Source organism: Dactylosporangium sp. NPDC050588 (assembly GCF_040654975.1).
In the GTDB taxonomy this organism is placed as follows: Bacteria; Actinomycetota; Actinomycetes; order Mycobacteriales; family Micromonosporaceae; genus Dactylosporangium; species Dactylosporangium maewongense.
Genome location: NZ_JBFAJA010000008.1, coordinates 90259 through 105847, shown reverse-complemented (window position 1 = coordinate 105847; position 15589 = coordinate 90259). Strand labels below are relative to the sequence as shown.

Annotated in this window: 13 protein-coding genes; 9 read left to right on the top strand and 4 right to left on the bottom strand. The window is 71.7% G+C overall.

Annotation, left to right across the window (positions count from 1 at the left end):
* Positions 1–850: 850 nt before the first annotated feature.
* Entirely contained in the window at positions 851–1645 is a 795-nt protein-coding gene (locus AB0I21_RS07350; RefSeq protein WP_360559536.1) for an Rv3235 family protein, read from the bottom strand.
* A 165-nt stretch (positions 1646–1810) separates the two neighbouring features.
* The gene (locus AB0I21_RS07345) at positions 1811–2044 is read right to left on the bottom strand and encodes a helix-turn-helix domain-containing protein (protein ID WP_344501604.1); all 234 of its coding nucleotides are present in this window, start codon (positions 2042–2044) and stop codon (positions 1811–1813) included.
* Positions 2045–2159: 115 nt separating this feature from the next.
* Between AB0I21_RS07345 and AB0I21_RS07340 the strand changes: the two genes are divergently transcribed.
* Positions 2160–2666, top strand: a complete 507-nt coding sequence (locus AB0I21_RS07340; protein ID WP_360559535.1) for a hypothetical protein — start codon at positions 2160–2162, stop codon at positions 2664–2666.
* A 10-nt stretch (positions 2667–2676) separates the two neighbouring features.
* Here the strand turns inward: AB0I21_RS07340 and AB0I21_RS07335 are convergent, their stop codons facing one another.
* Positions 2677–3528 carry a hypothetical protein gene (locus AB0I21_RS07335; RefSeq protein ID WP_360559534.1) on the bottom strand — a complete coding sequence of 284 codons (852 nt, stop codon included), beginning with the start codon at positions 3526–3528 and terminating at the stop codon, positions 2677–2679.
* A gap of 106 nt (positions 3529–3634) precedes the next feature.
* Here AB0I21_RS07335 and pruA point away from each other — a divergent pair, with 106 nt between their 5' ends.
* A complete protein-coding gene (pruA, locus tag AB0I21_RS07330) occupies positions 3635–5254 on the top strand; it encodes an L-glutamate gamma-semialdehyde dehydrogenase (RefSeq protein ID WP_360559533.1) in 1620 nt (539 codons plus the stop codon).
* On the opposite strand, the gene AB0I21_RS07325 is transcribed toward pruA, so the two are convergent.
* The gene (locus AB0I21_RS07325; protein WP_360559532.1) at positions 5251–6849 is read right to left on the bottom strand and encodes a hypothetical protein; all 1599 of its coding nucleotides are present in this window, start codon (positions 6847–6849) and stop codon (positions 5251–5253) included. The genes pruA and AB0I21_RS07325 overlap by 4 nt on opposite strands.
* Before the next feature lie 26 nt (positions 6850–6875).
* On the opposite strand from AB0I21_RS07325, the gene AB0I21_RS07320 reads away from it, so the two are divergent.
* From AB0I21_RS07320 to AB0I21_RS07290, 7 genes are all read left to right on the top strand, one after another.
* Positions 6876–7697 (top strand): tryptophan 2,3-dioxygenase family protein, encoded by an 822-nt coding sequence (locus AB0I21_RS07320; RefSeq protein ID WP_360559531.1) that lies wholly within the window; start codon positions 6876–6878, stop codon positions 7695–7697.
* Between the two features lie 165 nt (positions 7698–7862).
* Entirely contained in the window at positions 7863–10490 is a 2628-nt protein-coding gene (locus tag AB0I21_RS07315; RefSeq protein WP_360559530.1) for a protein kinase, read from the top strand.
* An 82-nt stretch (positions 10491–10572) separates the two neighbouring features.
* The gene (locus tag AB0I21_RS07310; RefSeq protein WP_354890947.1) at positions 10573–11088 is read left to right on the top strand and encodes a PadR family transcriptional regulator; all 516 of its coding nucleotides are present in this window, start codon (positions 10573–10575) and stop codon (positions 11086–11088) included.
* A 43-nt stretch (positions 11089–11131) separates the two neighbouring features.
* Positions 11132–12247, top strand: coding sequence for a peptide chain release factor 2 (gene prfB, locus AB0I21_RS07305; protein ID WP_360559529.1), 1116 nt, complete (start codon positions 11132–11134; stop codon positions 12245–12247).
* Between the two features lie 229 nt (positions 12248–12476).
* Positions 12477–13157, top strand: coding sequence for a cell division ATP-binding protein FtsE (ftsE, locus tag AB0I21_RS07300; RefSeq protein ID WP_344501596.1), 681 nt, complete (start codon positions 12477–12479; stop codon positions 13155–13157).
* 67 nt (positions 13158–13224) lie between these two features.
* Positions 13225–14100: a permease-like cell division protein FtsX gene (gene ftsX / locus AB0I21_RS07295; protein WP_360559528.1), complete on the top strand. Its 876-nt coding sequence runs from the start codon at positions 13225–13227 to the stop codon at positions 14098–14100.
* Positions 14101–14253: 153 nt separating this feature from the next.
* Entirely contained in the window at positions 14254–15558 is a 1305-nt protein-coding gene (locus tag AB0I21_RS07290) for a M23 family metallopeptidase (protein ID WP_360559527.1), read from the top strand.
* Positions 15559–15589: the final 31 nt, after the last annotated feature.

Below are 15589 nucleotides of genomic sequence, written 5' to 3'. Positions count from 1 at the left end.
GGATCGGTCGGGTGGGTGGGACACGTTCGGTGCGTTCCGCTGCTGCTCGAGAGGGCGCGCTGGGACCTGGGGCTGAGGGGAGGCCCGGTTTGCCCGCTGCTGCTCAAGACGGGCGCCGGGGATCTGGAACTGCCGGGCGGATGGAGCCTCGGGGGCGCTCGCCGTTGCTCTGGTTGGGTGCACCTGCGGACTTGGGGTCGCGGGGTGGGTGGAGTCCCAGCGCTCCCGCCGCCCCTCCCGCAGCCGCCGGGGACTTGGGGTTGGGGGTAAAGACGTTCGGTGCGCTCCGCTGTTGCTCAAGATGGGCGCACCGGGAGCTTGGGGCTGAGGTGGGTGGGGTCCCGGTGTGCCGGCCGTTGCTCAAGACGGGCGCCGAGGCCCTGGAGTCGGCGGGTGGGCGAAGTGCCCCGGAGTGCCGCCGTTGCTCAAGATGGGCGCGCCGGGAGCTTGGGCTTGGGGGTGATCGGAGTCGGGTGTGCTCGCCGTTGCTCACGTCGGGCGCCGGGGCCTTGGAGTGGGCGGGCGGATGGAGTGCCCCGGGGCGTTCGCCGTCGCTCGGGCTTGGCGCGTCTGGGTCTTGGGTTGAGGGGTGGGTGGAGTCCCAGTGCGCCCGCCGCCCCTCCAGTGGGCGCACCGGGGGTCTATGCGGACCTCGGTGGTGGGTCTCGGTGGGTGAGTGAGGTGCCGGGCAGCGGGAGCCTCACCCGGTCCGCGAGGTTGACCGGGTGAGGGCTCCCGCTGCCCTGTCGGGGCCCGTCCTGCCCCGTGCCGGGACGGGCGGTGTGGCGAGGGTTCAGGGCTTTGGGCCGGTGCCGCCTGCCGCCCTCCCTCGGCGGGCGGCACCGGGGCTTCAGACGACCTGGACCAGGGTGCACAGCCAGGTGGGGTGGCCCGTGGTCCGGTGGGGCAGGCGCTCCAGACGGACGGCCATCGCCCAGGTGGCGGAGCCCTGATCGAGGATGGCGACCAGCTCGGCGATGCCGGGCAGGGGTTCGGTGACGAGCATGCGCCTGACGCGGACCAGGTGGCCCTGGCGGGCGGCGTGCGACGGGGTCATGCGGACGCGGACGGTCCGGCGGATCAGCTGGTCGGTGATGGCGGTGCAGTGCTTCGGGTGGGTGACCTGGCGCAGGTGGGACGCCGGGCGGTAGCCGTTGAGGATCTCGACGCACATGCCGACGAACCGCTGGGCGGACGGGTGCGGCGGCGACGGTGCGGGCGTCCCGGCCGAGGGGGGTGCCGGGGCCCGGCGGGCGGAGGCGGGGGCCGCCCTGGTGGGGAACGCCACCCAGCCGCCCGGCAGGAAGTCCATCCCGCCGGTGGGCTGCGAAGGCCGGCGGACCACGGCCTCCTCGCACGGTGGGTCGAGCGGCGGGGCGGGGCGGGCCACGACGGCCGCATCACCGGCCACCGCCGCCGAGTGACCGGCGGCGCCACCGGCCACTGCCGCCGGATGATCGGCAGCGCCGCCGGCCAGAACCGTCGGGTGGTCGGTCGCACCGGCGGGGGAGCAGGCCGATGAGGTGGGCGCGTCGCTGGGCGGGCGGGCTGCGCGGCGGGACGGCGAGGTGGTGGCCGCGGTGCCGGGGCGGGACGCCGACGTGCGGGCGCGGCGTGGGCGAGCGGGCGTCGTGGTGGGCGCCATGACTTCCCCCGATCCTTGCGTTTGCCTACGTTTGCCTCCTCCTTTCTACGACCGTACCGAACCCCGGTCAAGGCAAACGCAAGCAAACGCAAGATCAACTCGACCGCAAAGAGATGATAAATCTGGACAATGGGTAAGCGTCGCTTTGCGCGGACGGGGCGGGGGCTACAGCGCGTCGTCGAAGCGGTCGGTGAGTGGGTTCGAGCGCACCCATTCCGCCGTCTCCGCGTACTTGCGCTCGATGTATTCCTCCAGCTTGGAGCGCTCGATCCGCCACTGACCCCGGCCGCCGACCTTGATCGCGGGCAGCTCGCCGCTGCGGACCATGTGGTAGACCTGCGACGTCGACACGTTCAACTGCTCGGCGACGTCGGCCATGAGCAGGAATCGCGGCTCCATGACCTCAGTTTGCCACCGTTAGGCCCCGACAGCCCCGGACGACCCATCCCGAGCGCTGAAGGACACATGGGCGTTTCCGCACCGAAAACGGCGATGAGGGTGTAGTACAGGTGGCGTGACGAGTGACCTCACCCGTGTGTACCTGCCCGCGACCCTCGCCCAGCTGGCCGTCCTGCGGGAGAGCGGCGAGCTGCCCCCGCCGTCCGAGGCGCACGCCGTCACGCCCGCGCTGCGGGAGTGGTACGCGGAAGGCGACGAGGAGGAGCTGGAATACGTCGCGTTCACCCGGGCGGCCCAGAGCGCGCTGCGGCTCCTGCGCCACGACCCCAAGGCGCCGCGGCGCAGGGTCGTGCTCTGCGTGGACCTGCCGGAGAAGACGCTGAAGATGGCCGGGCTGGACCTCGGGTCGAGCCAGGTCGAGGTGTCGGGCAAGGTGCCGCTGCGGGCGGTCGCCGCCATCCACGTCGACGGCCGCGACGCGGAGCCGGAGGTGTCGGCCGCCGCGGAGGTGGTGGAGGAGGCCGCCGCCGGCGACCCCGACGCGCAGTTCACCGTCGACGGCGCCGAGGACCACGAGCTCGAGTGGTACGACCCGTCAGAGCTGGACCAGCTGATCCGGTAACAACGAAGAGCTAGGCGCGCCGGATCGTCCGGCCGACCAGGATCATCGCCGTGAAGGCGCCCGCGAAGAGCACGATCATCCCGTGGTTGATCTGCTCCGGCAGCCGGCTGTAGATGATCTGCGCGTCGAAGGCGCTGTAGTCCTCGACGATGGCCGTCAGCGGCAGCCGCCCCAGCCAGCCCAGCAGCGTCGCGACCAGGGTGACGACCCCGGCCGCGGCGCCCGCCGCCGGGTACACGGGCCACGGCAGGGCGGCACCGGTGCGCCGCAGGGCGATGAACGCGACCACACCGGCCAGCACGCCGCTGAGGATCGACGTGGTCAGCTGCAGGCGGGACGCGGCCTCGGCCATCGTGCCGACGGTCTCCTGGTTGCCGAAGAGGTCGACGAGGTCGTTCTGGAAGTAGGCGACGACCAGGCCCAGCGCGGTGGCCGCCACGCCGCCGGCGATCCCGGCCGTGACCGCCTCCGGGAAGCGGAACGCGGCCGCCGCGCCGCCCAGCGCGCCCGTCACGGCCACGACCGCCGCGACGTACGGCACCGCCGGCCCATGGTGGTACGCCAGCAGCATCCCGCCCGTCGCGAGCAGCCCCACGACCAGACCACCGGCGGCGCCCGCGAACAGGCGGCGCCACGGCAGCAGGCCGACGGCCAGCACCCCTGCCGCGCCACCGGCGAGGGCCGTGGCGAGCAGGATGCTCGGCAGCACCAGGGCGGCCAGGGTGGTGACGAGGAACTCACTCGCGGCATTGGCGATGACGCTGTAGGTCGACCAGAGGGTCAGCGCGAGCAGCATGAGCGCGACGACGACCACCGTGTAGGGCCGGCGTTCCACCTGAGACGAGACGACCTTTGTTGCCACGAGCTAGCAGCGTACGCGGAAGCGACCCGAACGACGGTTCAGGGGACCGTGGGAAGATGAGAGGAAACCTCGCCGACGTTGCCGAGTAGAGATCTGGAGTCCCGTGATGGATGGCCTGTTCGCCGTGCCTGACCCGACCAACGAGCCGGTCCGCGGCTATGCGCCGGGGTCGGCGGAGCGCGAGAGCCTGCAGCGCCGCCTGGCCGATTTGGCGGGCGAGCGGTTCGAGCTGACGATGACGATCGACGGCAAGGAGCGCATGGCGTCGGGCGAGCCGATCGACGTCGTGCAGCCCCACAACCACCGGCACGTGCTCGGCGTCACCCACAACGCGACGACCGCCGACGCCGCCGACGCCGTCGAGGCGGCGAAGCGGGCCGCGCCCGGCTGGCGCGACCTGCCGTTCAGCGAGCGGGCCGCGGTGTTCCTGCGCGCCGCCGACCTGCTCGCCGGGCCGTGGCGCGACACGCTCAACGCCGCGACCATGCTCGGGCAGAGCAAGACCGCGATCCAGGCCGAGATCGACGCGGCCTGCGAGCTGATCGACTTCCTGCGGTTCAACGTGCACTTCGCCCAGCAGATCCTCGCCGAGCAGCCGAAGTCGTCGCCCGGCGTGTGGAACAGGTTCGACCACCGCCCCCTGGAGGGGTTCGTCTACGCGATCACCCCGTTCAACTTCACCGCGATCGCCGGCAACCTGCCGTCCGCGCCCGCGCTCATGGGCAACACCGTCGTGTGGAAGCCGTCGCCGACGCAGCAGCTGGCGGCGCACCTGACGATGCGGCTGTTCGAGGCCGCCGGCCTGCCCGCCGGCGTGATCAACCTGGTGACCGGCGACGGGCTCGCCACGTCCGAGGTCGCGCTCGCCGACCGCGACCTGGCCGGCATCCACTTCACCGGCTCGACCGCCGTGTTCCGCACCCTCAACCGGACCGTCGCCGAGCGGGAGTACCGCTCCTACCCGCGGATCGTCGGCGAGACCGGCGGCAAGGACTTCGTGATCGCCCACCCGTCCGCCGACCCGGCCGCGCTGACGACGGCGCTGATCCGCGGCGCGTTCGAGTATCAGGGCCAGAAGTGCTCGGCGGCGTCCCGCGCGTATGTCCCGGCCAGCATCTGGGCGAAGATCAAGGACCAGCTCACCGGCACCGCCGACGAGCTGGCCTACGGCGACGTCACCGACTTCAGCAACTTCGGTGGCGCCGTCATCGACCGGCGGGCGTTCGACCGGCACGCCCAGGCGCTGGACCGGATCAAGAACTCGCCGTCGTGCACCGTCGTCGCCGGCGGCACGACCGACGACAGCGAGGGCTTCTTCGTCAGGCCGACGGTCGTCGAGTCCACGGACCCCACGCACGAGGTCTTCACGACCGAGTACTTCGGCCCGATCCTCGGCGTGCACGTCTACCCCGACGCCGACTACGACGCCGTCGTCACGCAGGCCGAGTCGGTCGCGCCCTACGCGCTCACCGGCTCGATCTTCGCCACCGACCGGCAGGCCGTCGAGCGGGCGACGCACGCGCTGCGCTTCGCCGCCGGCAACTTCTACGTCAACGACAAGCCGACCGGCGCGGTCGTCGGGCAGCAGCCGTTCGGCGGCGGGCGCGCCTCCGGCACCAACGACAAGGCCGGATCGTGGCACAACCTGCTGCGCTGGACGTCGCCGCGGACGATCAAGGAGACGTTCGTGCCGCCGACCGACCACCGCTACCCGCACATGGGCTAGACCCGCACGGGTGCGACCGCGACGATCTTGTCCAGGGTGAAGGCACGGTCGTCGCGGCGCAGCCGGCACCACGCGTCGATGGTGGAGCCGGACAGGTGCGCGTTGTCGATGACCCGCTCGGAGGCGCGGCCCTGCGCGTCGACGTAGCGGATCCACACCGGCGAGCCGTCCTCCACCGCGGTCGCGAGGAGCTGGGCCTGGTCGGCGCGCAGCTGCGGCGCCCGCTGCCGGATCAGCTCCAACGGATCGGGCGTCCGCTGCGTCGGCACGAGCAGCCGCGCCGCCAGCTCACCCGGGTCCACGGTGGCCCGCGCGGGTGGGCGGCGCGCGTGGTCGACCCGCGCGCGGTGCAGCCGGACCGGCCCCGGGCCGGCGTCGCGGGCCGGACGGTAGCCGGCGGCCCGCAGCGCGGCGAGGGTGTCCACGGGTGACAGCGCCGACCCGGCGACGGTCGGCGCGACCCGGCGCAGCTTCAGCGCCGCCAGCGTGCCGTCGGCGACCAGCGAGTCCAGCAGGTCGGTGTCCTCGCTGACGATCACGCTGCCGACCCCGCGCACGTGCAGGGTGTCCGCCGGCGGGCCCGCAGGCAGCAGCCGCGCCGCGACGTCCGCGACGCCCCGCCCGTCGGCGAGCGCCCGGCCGAGCGGGCTCAGCGCCCCGGCCGCGCACACGCCCAGCAGGGTGGCCTCGTCGACGATGCCGGCCACCACGGACCCGAGGTCGTCCAGGGCTCTCGTCTGCAGCGGCGCGGTCCATCGTACGAGCGGCGCCAACGACACCACGTCGGCGACGGCCGTGTCCGGGGGCAGTTCGTGCAGCGCCCGCACCACGACCTGTCGCAGCGGCTCGCCCGACCACCACTGCGTCAGCAGCCTGGCGAGCCGGTCCGCGGCCGCCCGGTCGGCCCACTCGTCGTAGGCGAGCGTCGGCACGAAGCGCACCCCGTCGGGCCCGAGCAGCCGCGCCGCGACCGCGAGGTCCGCCAGCAGCACCACCGTCGGCTCGTCGAGGCCGGTGGTGAACGCGAGCCGGCGCCGCTCCCGCACCGCGACCTCGCCGGAGCGCTGCCGGCTCAGCGGGCGCGCCGCCGCCGCGTCGAGGAGCACCGGAAGCCGCTCCAGCAGCAGTGTCGCCGCCTGTACCGCCGCGTCGCGCACCTCGGTCCGGTCGGCGGGGCGCAGCGACGGCGCCGGCGGCACCGGCTCGAACGCGTCATGCCCGGAAGGGGCGGGCAGCTGCGCCGTGGTGAACAGCGCGGTGTCGTCCTCCGACGGCCACACCAGCGCCCGCTGGAGCAGCACCTGCAGGGTCGCGTCGAGCGCCGGGTCGTCGGCGGCGACGCCGAGCCGGTCCGCCAGCTCCGGCAGCGGCACCGGATCCGGTCCTCCGCCCAGCGCCTCCAGCACCTGGACGGCCGGCAGCGGCAGCCGCGCCACCACCTCGTCGACGCCGGTCCGGGCGGTCAGCCGCGCGGCCAGCTGCACCAGGTCCTCCGGCGGCGGCGCCCCGAGCGCGTCGGGACGGCGGCGCAGCACCGCGCCCAGCTCGTCCGCCGCCAACCGACCCAGCCAGCCGACCAGTGCAACTCTCGTCACGACTGGTGACCTTATAGGTTTGGGAGGTGACCAACCCATCGCCCGGCAACGTCGCCGGCAACTGGCAGGACGCGCATTTCGGGGAGCAGGGCGGCCGCCTCACGTACGGGGACTACCTGCAACTGACAGGTCTGCTCGACGCCCAGGTCCCCGAGTCGGACCCCGCCGCGCACGACGAGCTCCTCTTCATCACCATCCACCAGGTGTACGAGCTGTGGTTCAAGCTCATCCTCCACGAGCTCACCGACGCCCGGGACCGCCTCCTCGCCGGCGAGACCTATCTGCCGAGGGTGCGCCTGGAGCGCTGCCTGTCGATCCAGCGGGTGCTGGTCGGGCAGGTGGACGTGATCGACACGATGACCCCGCAGGACTTCCTGCGCTTCCGCAACAAGCTGTCCCCGGCCTCGGGGTTCCAGTCGGCGCAGTTCCGGGAGATCGAGTTCCTCTCCGGGCTGAAGGATCCGACGTACCTGCAGCGCTTCCGCGGACTGTCCGACGCCGAGCAGGCGCGGCTCAACCGGCGCCTGGAGGAGCCGAGCCTCTGGGAGGCGTTCCTCACCACCCTGGAGAAGGCGGGCTTCGCCGTCGCCACCAAGGAGGACCGGATCGCGTCGCTGCTCACGATCTCCCGCGACCGGGAGCACCACGGCCCGTTCTGGGACCTCGCCGAGACGATGGTCGCGCACGACCAGGCGTGGGGCATGTGGAGGGCGCGGCACGTCCTCATGGCCGAGCGGCAGATCGGCACCAAGGCCGGCACCGGCGGCAGCGCCGGCGGCGCCTACCTGCGCTCCCGGGTCGAGCTGCGCTTCTACCCGGAGCTGTGGGAGCTGCGCTCACACATGTAGCACCGGCGCTGGGGGAGCTGCGCTCACACGTGTAGCACCGGCGCTGGGGAGCTGCGCTCGCACATGTAGCCTGGCTACTCCTTTCTTTGTGCCAACCGGCCCACCCGGGCCGTCCAGCCGCATCGATGCGGGCCTACCGTCCTAGGTGATGGGGAGGGGTCCGCAATGAAGACGAAGACCATGCTCGGCGACCGGTACCGGCTGGAGACCGAGGTCGCCCGCGGCGCCATCGGCGCGGTCTGGCGGGCGTACGACGAGCAGACCGGCCAATGGGTCGCGGTCAAGGTCATGCGCGCCGAGGCCGCCGAGGTGCCCGAGCTCGTCGACGGGTTCCTCGGCGAGGCCGAGCTGCTCGCCGGCCTCGACCACCCGTCCGTCATCCGGGTCCACAACCTGATCACCGGCAAGGGCCTGCTCGCCATCGCGATGGAGCTCGTGGGCGGGCCCGACCTGCGGCGCCGGCTGCGCGCCGACGGCCCGTTGCCGCCCGCCGCCGCGGCAGAGGTCGTCGCCCAGGTCGCCGACGCGCTCGCGTACGTCCACGCCGCCGGCATCGTCCACGGCGACGTCAAGCCCGGCAACCTGCTCGTCCCGCTCGACGGCGGCCCGGTGCGCCTCGCCGACTTCGGCGTCGCCCGCCGCCTCGATCAGCCCGCCGGGCCGACCCACGCCACGCCCGAGTACGTGGCGCCCGAGGTCGTCGCGGGCGGCCTGCCCAGCCCCGCCTCCGACGTCTACGCGCTCGGGGTCGTGCTCTTCGAGCTGATCTGCGGCCGGAGCCCGTACCGCGGCGGATCCCCCAACGACGTCCTGCGCCGCCACGCGGACTGCGTGCCCGTGCCGCCGCCCGGGATGCCGGCCGCGCTGTGGCCGATCATCGAGGGCTGCATGGAGCTCGACCCGCGCATGCGTCCGGCGGCCGCCTCGATCATGGGCCGGCTCAGGGTCGCCGAGGGCGCGCTGGACGGCTTCGAGCCGCTGCCGCGGCTGCCCGCCGAGGCGGTCACCTTCTGGGCCCGCTCCGCCGAGCAGACCGCGCCCGTGTCCGCCCCGGTCCGCCGGGTCGACTGGGTGCCGCTGCCGACCGCCCCGACCTCACCGGCCGCGGCCTCGGCGGCGCTCATGGTGGCCGTGCCGATCAAGGACCTGCCGACGGAGCCGAACGGGCTGCCGCTCTCCGAGCTGCCCACGCAGGCGCGGGGGGCGGGCGCGTTCGCCGCGTCGGTCCGCCAGGACGTCGCCGAACTGCCCACCGTGCCGTCCCAGCTGCCTGCAGCCGAGATGCCTGCTACCGATATGCCCGCTACCGAGACGCCGGCTGTCGAGGTGCCGGCTTCCCCACTGTCGGCTACCCCGTCGGAGGAGCCACCTGCGGATGCCGCCCCGGCTGCCTCGGAGCCGGAGCCCCCGACCGAGGTCATCGCGCTCGCCCCCGAGGTGGAACCGCCCACTGAGGTCATCGCGCCCGTTTCCGAGGTGGAACCGCCCACTGAGGTCATCGCGCCCGTTTCCGAGGTGGAACCGCCCACTGAGGTCATCGCGCCCGCTTCCGAGGTGGAACCGCCCACTGAGGTCATCGCGCCCGCTTCCGACGTGGAACCGCCCACCGAGGTCATCGAATCCGTTTCCGGCGCGGAACCCCCGGCCGAGGTCGTCGCGTCCCCTTCCGAGGTGGAACCGCCCACCGAGGTGATTGCGTCCGCTCCTGAGGCGGAACCGCCCACCGAGGCCGTCGTGTCCGCTGCTGAGGCGGAGGCCGTGGTGCTCGCCAAGCCGGAGCAGAGCGTTCCCGGCGGCGCCCTCGCGGCGCTGCAGCAGGCCCTCGCCGTGCCGGCCGAATCCGTCACGCCCACGGAGGCCGCTGCCGACGTCGTCGCCGAGGATGCCGCGGTACAGGCTGAGACCGAACAGTCTGAGGGTTCCGACGAACCGGTCGATACCGGGAATGCCGGACCCGAGCTGGTGACCGACGTCCCGCTCTGGGGCGGCGACACATCCGGCGGGGATGAGCCCGCCGCGCCGCCGGTCGGGGAGGGTCCCAGCCCGGACGCGTTCACCGTGGTGCTCACGCCCGCGGTCCCCCAGCAGCGGGAGGCCTCCGCCGAAGCGGCCGCCACCGCCGAGGGGGAGCGGTCCACCGACGTCGTCGTGCCCGCGGCCTGGCCCGTGCTGCCCGACCGGCCCACCGGCCCCATTCCCGGCCCCTCGCTCGTCAAGCCCGACGCGCCGGTGCACGCCTCGCCGATGGACCCGGTGGATCTTGAGGATGCCGCCGAGCCGCCGACCGACGTCCTGGCGTCCGCCGCGGACGCGCCGCCGGCCGCCGCCGACCCCGACTCCGGTGCGCTGACCTGGCTGCGTGCCCCCGACGACGCGTCCGATGCCGCCGCGCCGCCCGCCGGCGAGCGCCGGTCCGACCGCCGAGTCCTCGCCGGCGTCGGCGGGGCGGTGCTGCTGCTCATCCTGCTCGGCGTCGGCGCCGTGCTCATGAGCGGCGCGCTCGACGGCGGCGGGCGGCAGCCCACGCGGGTGAACGGCACCACGCCCGCGGTCGTCTCCAGCGACTCGCCCGCCCCCTCGGCGGCCACGTCCCCGGAGCCGTTCAGCGCGCCGCCGGTCGAGGAATCCACCGGACCGGGCGGCGAAGGCAACGGGGGCGGTGGTGGGAAACCGCCCACGAAGCGTCCGACGGCGGTGCCGTCGCCGGGGCGGAGCCTGCCGGGCATCGGTGATCCGCTGCCGCCGTTCCCGACGATGCCGTCCTTTCCTTCACCGCCGAAGTTTCCGTCCTAACTCGACAGTCGCGACGCGACAGTCGACAGTGGATTTGTCGAAATCCTGGACTGAGCCGGAGAAAGATGACAGCGTAGGGTTCATGGCGGAATCTGGAGTCAACGCGACGGCGGCGGCCCTGCTCGGTCTGTTGCACGAGGGGCCGATGACCGGTGGGCAGCTGATGGCCGCCGCCCAGCGACGCCTCGGCGCCTACTGGTCGATGACCCGCAGCCAGGTCTACCGCGAGCTCCCCGCGCTCGCAGCCGCTGGTTATGTCAGGCTCGGCAAGCCCGGCGCGCGTTCGAGCCAGCCTTATGCGATCACTCCCGCCGGCAAGCGGGCATTCACCCGCTGGCTGTCGGAGCCCGCCGGCCGGGAGGCGCTGCGCAATCCTGTCGCATTGCGTGTCGCCTTCGGCGTGCAGCAGACGGGCGCGCAACTGCAGCAGGTGTATGCGCACGCGGTGGAATACCACAATGCGGCGCTGACCGAGGCCCGGGAAATGGCCAAAGAGGCGAAGAAGTCCGGCGACGAGTTCTTCGCCGCGTCGCTGGACTTCGCGGTCGGCTATCACAAGGCCGCTCTCACGTGGCTCAAGAGCGCCCCGACCAAATAGCGCCCGCCCGTTAGCGCCGGCCGGTCCGGCGTAGTCTTTGAGGGTGACCGCTCTCGACCACGCCGAATCGCTCAAGCACCTTGATGGCACGCTGCGCAACATCGAGGCCGTCCTCGACCTCAACCGGCTCCGCAAGGAGAAGGCGGAGCTCGAAGAGGCGGCGGCCGTGCCCAACCTGTGGGACGACCAGGTGGCCGCGCAGAAGGTGACGTCCCGCCTGTCCTACGTGCAGGGCGAGATCGGCAAGCTGGAGCGGCTGCGGGCCAAGCTCGACGACGCCGTCGTCCTCCTGGAGCTCTCCCAGGCCGAGGACGACGCGGGGTCGCTCGGCGAGGTCGCCGACGAGATCGCGGCGCTGACCAAGTCGATCGAGGAGCTCGAGGTGCGCACCCTGCTCTCGGGTGAATACGACGCCCGTGAGGCGCTCGTCACGATCCGCGCCGGCGCCGGCGGCGTCGACGCCGCGGACTTCGCCGACATGCTCCTGCGCATGTACCTGCGCTGGGCGGAGCGGCACGGCTACAACACCGACGTCTACGACACCTCGTATGCGGAGGAGGCCGGCATCAAATCGGCCACGTTCGCGGTGAAGGCCCCGTATGCCTACGGGACGCTGTCGGTCGAGTCGGGCACGCACCGGCTCGTGCGGATCAGCCCGTTCGACAACCAGGGCCGCCGGCAGACGTCGTTCGCCGCGCTGGAGGTCGTGCCGGTCGTCGAGCAGACCGACGACGTGGAGATCCCCGACGACGAGCTGCGCGTCGACGTGTACCGCTCGAGCGGCCCCGGCGGCCAGGGCGTCAACACGACCGACTCCGCGGTGCGCCTCACCCATCTGCCGACCGGCATCGTCGTCTCGTGCCAGAACGAGCGGTCCCAGATCCAGAACAAGGCGACCGCCATGGGCGTGCTGAAGGCCAAGCTCCTCGCCCTGAAGCGGGCTGAGGAGACCGCGAAGATGAACGAGCTCCGCGGCGACGTCCAGGGCTCGTGGGGCGACCAGATGCGCTCGTACGTGCTGCACCCGTACCAGATGGTGAAGGACCTCAGGACGGAGCACGAGACCGGTAACCCCACCGCGGTCTTCGACGGCGATCTGGACGGCTTCATCGACGCGGGCATCCGGTGGCGCAAGCAGCGGGAGCTCAATCCGGCGTAAACCCCGTTCGGGTGACCCCCGGAGGCCTGATCATCGCATTGGAGTGCGGCGATCACCTTCGGTAATTAGGCGATCAAGGCCGCAAGTGAGGTGTACGTCACACTTGCGGCTGGAATCCCGTGTCTCCCTGCGGTTGGGGTCAGCTCTTTGGGTTCGCATTTAGGGCAAACGGCACGCGACGCACTTCGCGTACTTGGCGTGGATGTCACACCGCGTAGACTCACGTCCCGTGATTCGGCTTGACCACGTGACGAAGACGTATCCGAAGGCGTCCCGCCCCTCACTCGACGATGTTTCCGTCAACATCGAGAAGGGCGAGTTCGTCTTCTTCATCGGACCTTCCGGCTCAGGCAAGTCCACGATCATCAAGCTGCTGCTGCATGAGGTCACGCCCAACAAGGGCAAGGTCGTCGTCAACGAGCGCGACGTGACCTCGATGCGCTCGTGGCGCATCCCGGCGTTCCGCCGGCAGATCGGCTGCGTGTTCCAGGACTTCCGTCTCCTGCCCAACCGCACCGCCTACGAGAACGTCGCCTTCGCGCTCGAGGTCATCGGCAAGTCGAAGGGCGTCGCCCGCCGCGTCGTCCCCGAGGTGCTGGAGCTCGTCGGCCTCGGCGGCAAGGAGCACCGTTACCCCCATGAGCTGTCCGGTGGTGAGCAGCAGCGCGTCGCCGTGGCGCGCGCGTTCGTCAACCGGCCGCTGATCCTGCTCGCCGACGAGCCGACCGGAAACCTGGACCCGGACACGTCGATCGAGATCATGCGCCTGCTCGACCGGATCAACCGGACCGGGACCACGGTGGTGATGGTCACCCACGACTCCAACATCGTTAACCAGATGCGCCGCCGGGTCGTCGAGATCGAGAGCGGCCGGATCGTGCGGGACCAGTCGCGCGGTGTATACGGCTGACGATCGTCAGATCTCGTCGTAGCCACCCCTTGACGTTGCCGGGTCCGCTGGGAAGGAACCCCACCCGATGCGCATGAAGTACATCCTGTCCGAGGTCCTGACCGGACTTTGGCGAAACGTCACCATGACCATCGCGATGATCATCACGATGACGGTGTCGCTGACCATGCTGGGCGCGAGCCTGCTGCTGTTCTTCCAGGTCAACAAGATGGAGGACTTCTTCTACCAGCGGGTAGAGGTGTCCATCTTCCTGAAGAACGACGTCACCGACGAGCAGCGGACCAGCCTGAAGAGCGCGTTGGAGAGCAACGCGCTCGTCAAGCAGGTGACGCACGAGAGCAAGTCGGAGGCGTACGCACGCTTCAAGACGCAGTTCCGCGACGCGCCCGACCTGGTGAACGCCACCAAGGAGGACTCGCTTCCGGAGTCGTACCGCGTCAAGCTCAAAGACCCGAAGACGGTCAAGCAGCTCCAGGAGGAGTTCATCTCCCAGCCTGGCGTCAGCGACATCGTCGACCAGCAGGAGCTGCTGAAGAAGGTCTTCGAGCTGCTCGGCGCGTTGCAGACACTCGCCTTGACCGTCGCCATCATCCAGGGCGCCGCGGCGTTGCTCCTGGTGGCCAACACCATCCAGGTGGCCGCCTACAGCAAACGCCGTGAGGTCGCGGTCATGAAGCTCGTCGGCGCGTCCAACTGGTTCATCCAGCTGCCCTTCGTCCTGGAGGCGGTCTTCGCTGGCCTGATCGGCGCCTTGCTGGCCTTCGGCGGCCTGGTGGCCGCGAAGTTCTTCTTCATCGACGGGTCGCTCAAGGCCCTGGCCAACGTCCTGCTGCCGATCGACTGGAGCAGCATCTGGCTGATGCTGCCGGTCCTCGCCGGCGCCGGCGGCCTGGTCAGTGCGGTCACCGCCTGGATCACGCTGCGGTTCTACGTGCGGGTCTGACCCGCGGGCTGTTTCCACGAGGGGTGGGCCGGTTTCCGGCCCACCCCTCGTCGTATATCCGAAGTGCACCACGATAGGGGCATTTCGCCAAAATTCCGGACTTATGGGTCTTTCGCTGCGTACGGTAACCCTCAAGTGGTACTGGAGGGTTACGTGAACCGGATCAGGATCTTCTGCGCCATCGGGGCTTTCGTCGTGCTGCTGGGCAGCGGCACGGCCGGGCACGCAGACGCCCGCGACGACAAGGCCCGCATCGACCGTCAGATCCAGGAGACGCAGGCGACCCTCGAGGCGGCCACCGAGCGGGCCCAGCAGGCGGCGACCGACCACGCCGCCGCGACCGCCGCGCTGCCCGGCGCCGAGGACGCCCTCGAGGATGCCAAGGGCCGGGTCATCGCCGCCGACGCCGCCGCCCGCCAGGCGGAGCGCGACCGGGACGCGGCCGAGGCCGTGCTCGACTCGGCCGACGACGACTACGACGCCGCCAGGGCCGAGGTCGAGCAGGGCCGCGCCGACGTGTCCGTGTTCGTCGCCGCCACGTACAAGGGCAGCGGCTTCGCCATGTTCAACTCGATCATCGAGTCCGGCTCGCCGAACGACCTGGCGCTGCGCATCTCCTACCTCGACCGTGTCGCAGCCGAGAGCCAGCGGGCGCTGGACGACCTGACCCGCGCCAGGATGTCGGCCAAGCAGCGCTCCGACGTTGCCGAGCTGGCCCGCGACAAGGCCCGCCGGGCGGCCGAGCAGACCCGCCAGGCGCTGCAGGACAGCAGGACCGCGCAGGCCGGCGCCGAGCAGGCCGCCGCCGACGTCCGGGCCCTCATCGACAAGAGCGCGCAGGCCGAGGCCGTCGCCAACTCCGAACGCACCGCCGTCCTCGCTCGCTACCAGCAGCTCAAGGTCGACAGCGACCGCGTCGCCGGCGAGCTGCGGGCCGCCGCGGCGGCGGAGGCGGCGGCCGCGGCGAAGGCGGCCAAGGCGGCCGGCAAGACCGGCAAGACCGGCACCGGCGGCGCGCCGCTCACCACCGCGATCCCGCCGAAGACCGGCGCCTTCTTCCTGATGCCCGTGCACGGCTGGAAGTCCAGCAACTACGGCATGCGCTTCGACCCGGTCTACAAGGTGTACCAGCTGCACGCCGGCATCGACGTCGCCGCCGGCGGCGGGCAGCCGATCGTCGCGGCCGCCGACGGCAAGGTCGTCAGGGCCGGCTGGGCGGGCGGCAACGGCAACTACACCTGCATCTCCCACGGCCTCTACCAGGGCAAGGGGCTGGCCACCTGCTACGGGCACCAGTCGCAGATCCTCGTCCGCGTCGGCCAGACCGTGCACCGCGGCGAGCTCATCGGCCGGGTCGGCACCACCGGCGCGTCGACCGGCAACCACCTGCACTTCGAGGTCCGCCTCAACGGCAGTCCCATCCAGCCGCTGAACTGGCTGCCGGGCTGCCTCTGCTGACCGAAACCTTCTTGCCGCGCGCGATACGCTG

Bases quoted from the DNA above. Each gene is read 5' to 3' on its own strand.
- AB0I21_RS07350 (WP_360559536.1), bottom strand. From the start codon at position 1,645: ATGGCGCCCACCACGACGCCCGCTCGCCCACGCCGCGCCCGCACGTCG.
- pruA (WP_360559533.1), top strand. From the start codon at position 3,635: ATGGATGGCCTGTTCGCCGTGCCTGACCCGACCAACGAGCCGGTCCGC.
- AB0I21_RS07315 (WP_360559530.1), top strand. From the start codon at position 7,863: ATGAAGACGAAGACCATGCTCGGCGACCGGTACCGGCTGGAGACCGAG.
- AB0I21_RS07310 (WP_354890947.1), top strand. From the start codon at position 10,573: ATGGCGGAATCTGGAGTCAACGCGACGGCGGCGGCCCTGCTCGGTCTG.
- AB0I21_RS07345 (WP_344501604.1), bottom strand. From the start codon at position 2,044: ATGGAGCCGCGATTCCTGCTCATGGCCGACGTCGCCGAGCAGTTGAAC.
- ftsX (WP_360559528.1), top strand. From the start codon at position 13,225: ATGCGCATGAAGTACATCCTGTCCGAGGTCCTGACCGGACTTTGGCGA.